The 6,073-nt window shown below is 71.8% G+C and carries 5 protein-coding genes; 3 read left to right on the top strand and 2 right to left on the bottom strand.

The window, feature by feature from the left end; translation table 11 throughout:
• Positions 1–1,206 (top strand): AAA family ATPase (locus E1281_RS36135; protein ID WP_131884201.1); only part of this gene is annotated, 1,206 nt, incomplete at its 5' end.
• 40 nt (positions 1,207–1,246) lie between these two features.
• Positions 1,247–2,632: a hypothetical protein gene (locus E1281_RS36130; RefSeq protein WP_131884200.1), complete on the top strand. Its 1,386-nt coding sequence runs from the start codon at positions 1,247–1,249 to the stop codon at positions 2,630–2,632.
• Positions 2,633–2,737: 105 nt separating this feature from the next.
• On the opposite strand, the gene E1281_RS36125 is transcribed toward E1281_RS36130, so the two are convergent.
• Together E1281_RS36125 and E1281_RS36120 are read right to left on the bottom strand one after the other, a co-directional pair.
• Positions 2,738–3,220, bottom strand: a complete 483-nt coding sequence (locus E1281_RS36125) for a hypothetical protein (RefSeq protein WP_131884199.1) — start codon at positions 3,218–3,220, stop codon at positions 2,738–2,740.
• 41 nt (positions 3,221–3,261) lie between these two features.
• Positions 3,262–4,269 (bottom strand): hypothetical protein, encoded by a 1,008-nt coding sequence (locus E1281_RS36120; RefSeq protein WP_131884198.1) that lies wholly within the window; start codon positions 4,267–4,269, stop codon positions 3,262–3,264.
• 242 nt (positions 4,270–4,511) lie between these two features.
• Here E1281_RS36120 and E1281_RS36115 point away from each other — a divergent pair, with 242 nt between their 5' ends.
• Complete coding sequence (locus tag E1281_RS36115; protein WP_131884197.1) at positions 4,512–5,663, top strand: hypothetical protein; 1,152 nt, start codon at positions 4,512–4,514, stop codon at positions 5,661–5,663.
• Positions 5,664–6,073 lie beyond the last annotated feature (410 nt).

Here is a 6,073-nt window from a genome sequence, read left to right as displayed (position 1 = left end):
CACCAGGCCCCCGCGCAATACCAATCCCTTACACAACACCAGGCCCCTGCACAACACCAGGCCGCCGCACAGCATCCTCCGGCCGCGCAGTATCACCCCGGAGGGCAGCATCCGGCCGCGCACCAGCAGGCCGCCCCGGCCCCCGACCAGCGCGCCTGGCCCGTCCATCAGCCCCAGCAGCCCCAGCAGCCCTGGCAGGGACAGCACCCCGAGGCGGTACAGGAGCAGGGGTCGGCGACAAGCCATGACCACGATTCCCTGCCCGTTCCCGCGTCGGGCACCGGCTGGCCGGCCCGGCAGCCGGCGCTTCCCGCCCCGGCGGCCCACGCGCTGGAGGCCCCCGCCAAGCGCGGCCGGGTCATCGCCGTCGCCTCGGCCAAGGGCGGAGTCGGTAAGACCAGTACCGCGGTCAACCTTTCGGTGTACGCGGCGAGGCACCTGCACGCGGCCGGCCGGCCCGGTTCGGTCGTCCTGGTGGACACCAACTTCCAGCAGGCCGACGTCGCGCGCTACCTGAACCTGGAGACTCCGACGGTCCTCGACGTGCTCCACGTGAACGGGGCGCTGTCGGCGGAGACCGTGCGCAACTACCTCGCGTACTCGCCGGACACCGACCTGCACGCGCTGCTCGGGCCGCCGGACGTCATCAAGGCCGACCCGGCACTGATCAACGCGGTGCTGTACCGGCGGATCCTCGCGGTGCTGCGCCGGGCGTTCGACTTCGTCTTCGTCGACACCCCGGTCGCCGAGCTGTACCACACGACGTTCACCGACCTGATCCTCCCCGAGGCCGACGCGATCCTGGTCCCGGTCGAGCCCAACCGGGTGACGCTGGAGGCCGCCCGGTCCTGGCTGCGGGCGATCACCATGCCGCAGCACTCCCGGAGCGGCGGCGTCGACCCGGAGAAGCTGTCGCTGATCCTCAACCGGGCGCGCGCCGACGTGGACTGCAGCCCGGAGGACGTCATGGATCTCATGCCGGGCTGGCGGTTCGTCGGGATGATCCCCGAAGACCAGGAGTGGACGCAGGCGGCCAACAACCGGCGCTTGAACTATCTGCAGGCCGGACCCGACATGGAGGCGACCTTCCGTGAGATTCTGCTGTCCGTCACCGAAGACCCCGTCTTCGCCACGGAGATGAACATGGCCTCGTCCAACGGCCGCGGTGGCCTGCTCAAGAAGATCCTCGGTCTGAACCCCAAGTGACCCCTCGGGTCGACCCCACCGTACGGAAGGAAACGACGACATGGCAGCGCAAAATGAGCCCGCCGGGGGGATGGACTTCTGGGCGGCCATCGGCGTCGCCCCAGAGAACGAGGACGAGCCGGACGAGAAGGCCCCGCAGCAGGAGGCCGCGGAGAACGGCACCCCGGCGACCACCGCCGGCGCGGAGCGCGGCACGCCGGCCGGGCAGCAAGAGGGACAGGACGACTGGGCCGCGCTGTTCTCCGCTTGGGACGACTCCGGCAACGGCGCACCGCCCTCGGCCCCGGAGTCCAACGGCGGAACGCCGAGGGAGCAGACGGTCGCCGAGGCGGCCGCGAAGCGGTCACCCGCGACGGTGCCCTTCGAGAAGCCGAAGACGCAGCCGAGTCCGCAGGAGTCGGAACAGGAACCGGTGGAGCCTCAGGACGCTCCGGCCGCACAGGCTCCGGAGGACACGGAGTTCACGCAGGACACCGAGTTCACGCAAGAGACGCAATCCGTGCAGGACACCCGGTTGACGCAAGACACGGGGTTCACGCAAGACACAGGGTTCACGCAGGGCCAGGAACCTGAGCGCCCCGCCCAGGTGGCCGCCGCTCCGGCACAGCAGAACGCGCGTCCCGCGACGGAGCCCGCGCCCGGCGGGCCCGCACAGCCGGCACCCGCGGCCGATGAGGCGTGGATCACCGCGGAGCAGATCGCCAACACGCTCCGCCCGCGGCTCCCCGAGATCTGGCTGGAGGTCCTCACCCGGCACACCCACGGGGACGCGGCCCTGGCCAGCAAGGTCTACAACGTGCTGAACGGCTCCCACCTGCTCGGCGAACTGATGCGCGACAAGAACATCGACGAGGTGCACGTCCACGGAACACAGGTGACCGTGTGCGGGGCGCAGGGCATCCGCCAGGTCCCCGGTTTCCCCAGCCTCGCCGCGTCCCGCCGGGCCGTGAAGACGCTCGCGGCCTCCCGCGAGAAGACGGGCATCGTCGTCTCGAAGGTCAACGACTCGGTCGTGGTCAGCCGGCGGAACGGCACGGGCCCGAACACCGGCGGCCTGATCTCCGGCGGCGTCATGACCGGTGAGCAGGCCGGCCAGATCCGGGAGGCGCTCGAGCAGATGCGGGCGGTGACCGTGACCGGCCCGGCCGCGCGGATCGTCGTGCGGGCGCTCGCCTCGTTGATCCCCGAGGGCAGCCGCGTCTTCCTGGGCGCCTACGCCGCGCTGCCGGCCGGGTGCGTCACCGCGGCGAGCCCGATGGAGGCCGACTACGTGCTCGGGGTGCGCCCGGGAGTCATGGCCGAGCAGATGGCGGCGGCGCGGCAGGTCGGCGGCCTCATCGCCAACCCGGAGACGAAGTTCCCGGCGGCGCTGCAATTCACCGTCACGGGCCCGTCCGCGGCGCCGGAGAGGCTTCTCTCCGCCTGACGGGACGCCCGAACGCGGGCGCGGCGCCGGGACGGCAGGAGGCGCCGCGGCCGCACCGGCGGGCGGCGTCCCGTCCACATCCCGGGCCCGCGGGGCCGGGCACGCTCACCGCGGACGTAGCTCCAGCACCCTGGCATGGGCCACGGCCTCGGCCAGCGGCAGGATGAGGTCGGTCAGCGGGGCGCGCCGAGCGACCCCCGGGACCGAGTCCAGTTCGCTGATCTGCCGCACGCCGGCCGAGTCGTGCATCTCGAAGCCGCGGGCGGAATGCGCCCACAGCCTGCCCTTGTCCGTCCGCATCACCAGCACGGGACGCTCGGCGGGAGCGACGGCGATCTCTCCAAGGACCCAGCCGGTACGCCTGGCCGCGGCCGCGAAGGCGATGACCTGCTCCAGATCACGATGCAGCCGCGGCACGCCGGTGCCGGTGAAGGAGACCGGGAGGCGGCCGAGGGCGGCCGCCTCCCGGCAGCCCAGCCGGGAGGCGATCTCGCTGACGCGGTCCAGCACACTGCGGTGGACGTGGCCCACGGTCTTCCCTTCCCGCAGTAGAACCGCCAGGTTCACGCAGCCCCGCGGCTCGGTCATCGGACCCCCTGCGACGTCGACTTCGTCTATCGCCGCGCCGTTCAGGAGGCACGCATGTCGACGACGCGGTCGGAGTCCAGGATGAAGTTCGCCGCTTCGTCCGGAGTCACCCCGAGCACCTCGATGACCAGGCGGATCGGGCCGACCTTCTCCGCGTCGCAGCGGTGGCACCGGGTCCGGTTGTCGCCGTAGACCTTCATCGAGGGGTTCTCGTCGCCGTTGCTGTGCTTGCGCGGGCGCGGGCAGTGCCACAGGCCGTCGTCGTCGGCGAAGGAGCCCAGCCGCGTCAGCACCGTCCGGACGTCCACCGCCTTGGCCTCGGCGATCCGCTTGTTGTGCGCGGACACCGGGGAGGGCGGCAGCATGTCGGCGCCGCGGCGCTCGCTGCGCAGTTCCTGCCGGTACGCGGCCGCCTCGCGCCGCAGCTTCTCCAGGTCGGTCCCCTGCTCCGGGTCGTCCTTGGTGGACGGAACCGGTTCCGTTCCGGTGGACAGGTAGGGGAAGCGGTCGTCGGACCGCCGCCGAATCGCCGCGACGAGCACGAAGGTGGCGAGCGCGTCCCTGGCCGCGTCGGGCGGGACCATCCGCAGCCGCGCCGCGTACCGGATCACCGTGACGGCCGCCGGGTCGAGCAGCCGCTGCGAGCCGGCGTCGACATGCGCGGTCGGCATTCCCTCCGCCTCGGGTCCGCCGACCTGGCCCCACATCAGATGACCGGGAGGACGGCCCGCGTCGGCGAACTTCTCCCCGTCCGGCGCCAGCCGGGAGAACTCCAGGACGGCCCCGTCGGCGTAGGCGTCGACACGGCGGCCCGCGAACCCGCACAGCGCCGCGTACGGGACGAGGCCGGCGATGCCCTCCGGCGCGAGGAAGATCACCCGCGACCGGAAGTCGGCCGCCGTGAGACCGCTGGCCCGCAGGCCGGCGATGGTGTCCGCGATCGGGTCGCCGCTCTCGCCCGGCACCAGGTCGACCGTCTTGATCCCTTCGGGCGCGGGGGGAGAGCCGGTGGTGCGAACAGCCAGCACGTAGTCACTCAGTTTGTGCACTTGTTCTCCTTTGTGAAGTGCTGCCCCCGTGTATTACGCAAGACCGTCCCCGCGATGAGGCAACTCGCACGTTCTCTCTCGTACTTGCCGATCCGGTCTGGCCCGAAACGGTCAAGTAGCAGAAGGTGAACACCGGTTGCCGGCCCCGCCTCGGAGCCCGCCGGTACCACACCTGGCCGGGACACGGCCGGGTGTCCGACGTTACCGCCGCACCGGCGGCAGAGCACGGAGAAGGGGTCATAGTGGCCACGCAGACCAAAGAAGAATTCTACGTCCGGCGCCTCTTCGACGAAGACGTCCCTGTGTTCGTGGACGCGACCAGGTACGCCAGGCAGGATCTCCCCTACCCGCTCAGTGCCAAGAAGTCGCTGAAGGCCACCTGCGGTGTGCGAACGGACAACGAGGTGGTGGCTTTCAGCCTGCGCAACTACACCGGCAAGCAGGCCGAGCGGGAGGTCGAGCACGTCGAGACCACGGTCGGGGAGAGGGTGACGACGCAGAACCAGTTGCGGACGCGCATGCCCCGCAGGACTCTGCATGGCCTGAACGAGACGGCGCGGGCGCTGTCGGCCGTCCTCGCCGACGAAGTGATCACGGAGTTGGACGGCGACCTGTACGTGCTGACCTTGGCCAGGACCGGCAACGAGGGCGAGCTGACGCTGGCCGGCAAACTGGCCAGGACCGAAAGCGGCTACGTCCGCTCGGAGATCAGCGACGCCGACACCGAGTTCGAATTGCCGGTCGCGGGGGTCCGCCTCCGCATCTTCCTGCGTTCCCCGGTCCGCCAGCGGATCATCGCCTACGGCTTCAGCGGCTACCTCACCCGCAAGCCCGGCGAGATGGAGACGGTGACCCGGGCGACCGCGCTGGCGATCAACAGCGTCCTCGGCCTGGCGACGTTCCGGATGCTCTCCGGGCTCGACCACGTCGAGGTCCCGCGCGCGCCGCGAGGCCCGGCGGCGCGGCCGCGCCCGGCCGCCGAGCGGGTGACCTTCACGGTCCCGGGCCTGCTGTTCACCGAGGACGGCACCCCGGCGGGCCGCGGCGAGATCGCCGCGGAGATCGACCTCGACCACGTGGATCCGGTGACCGGGGGGCTCCAGCTGCACGTCAGCACGGGAGACGGCATGGAGTGGAACCCGGCCGTCGCCGACTCGGTGCGGTTCGAGGACTACGAGCGAGTGCTGTCCGACACCATCGGCGCCATGCTCCACTCGGTCGTCGGCGCCGATGTCGTACGCGACCTCGCCTACGACATCATGCTGGGCGACCTCGGTCAGGAGGGCATCGCCCGCCTGCGCGCCGCGACCGCCGACCTTCCGGGGCTGGTCGCCAAGCCGAGCCTGGCGGAGGTGCGGTCGACGCAGCCCACGGCCGGTGCGCCGGCCGCCTGAGCGACGTCCGGTCCACGGCCCGGCGCCGGGACCGGCGACAGGTCCGACGGTGTCCGCGGTGCCCGTGGTGCCAGGAGGCAGCGGGGCCACGGACACCGCAGACCGGGCGGCGTGCCCCGCGGACCGCACGTTGCCGGATCGCCGTAGGACACGTCCCGGCACGGGGGGTCTCCAAGCTCTAGAGTCTTCTAGATAGGCGGCCCCTCACTGGAAGACGACGGCGATGACGAATCCTTCGGACCCCGGCCCCGCATCGCGCCCGCCGGCGCCGGACCAACCGGGAGGGCCGTACGGTCCTCCGCCGGGCGAACAGCCGAGGGGAGGCCCGTACGGCCCTCCGCCGCGCGACCAGCCCAGCGGCCCCTACCCCGTTCCGCCGCAACAGCAGCAGCCCGGCGCGGTCCCCGGCC

The organism is Actinomadura sp. KC345 (assembly GCF_004348515.1).
Classification (GTDB): Bacteria; Actinomycetota; Actinomycetes; order Streptosporangiales; family Streptosporangiaceae; genus Spirillospora.
This window is presented reverse-complemented; position numbering and strand designations above follow the sequence as displayed.

Coding starts and splice junctions, on each gene's coding strand:
- E1281_RS36130 (WP_131884200.1), top strand. CDS start 1,247: ATGGCAGCGCAAAATGAGCCCGCCGGGGGGATGGACTTCTGGGCGGCC.
- E1281_RS36125 (WP_131884199.1), bottom strand. CDS start 3,220: ATGACCGAGCCGCGGGGCTGCGTGAACCTGGCGGTTCTACTGCGGGAA.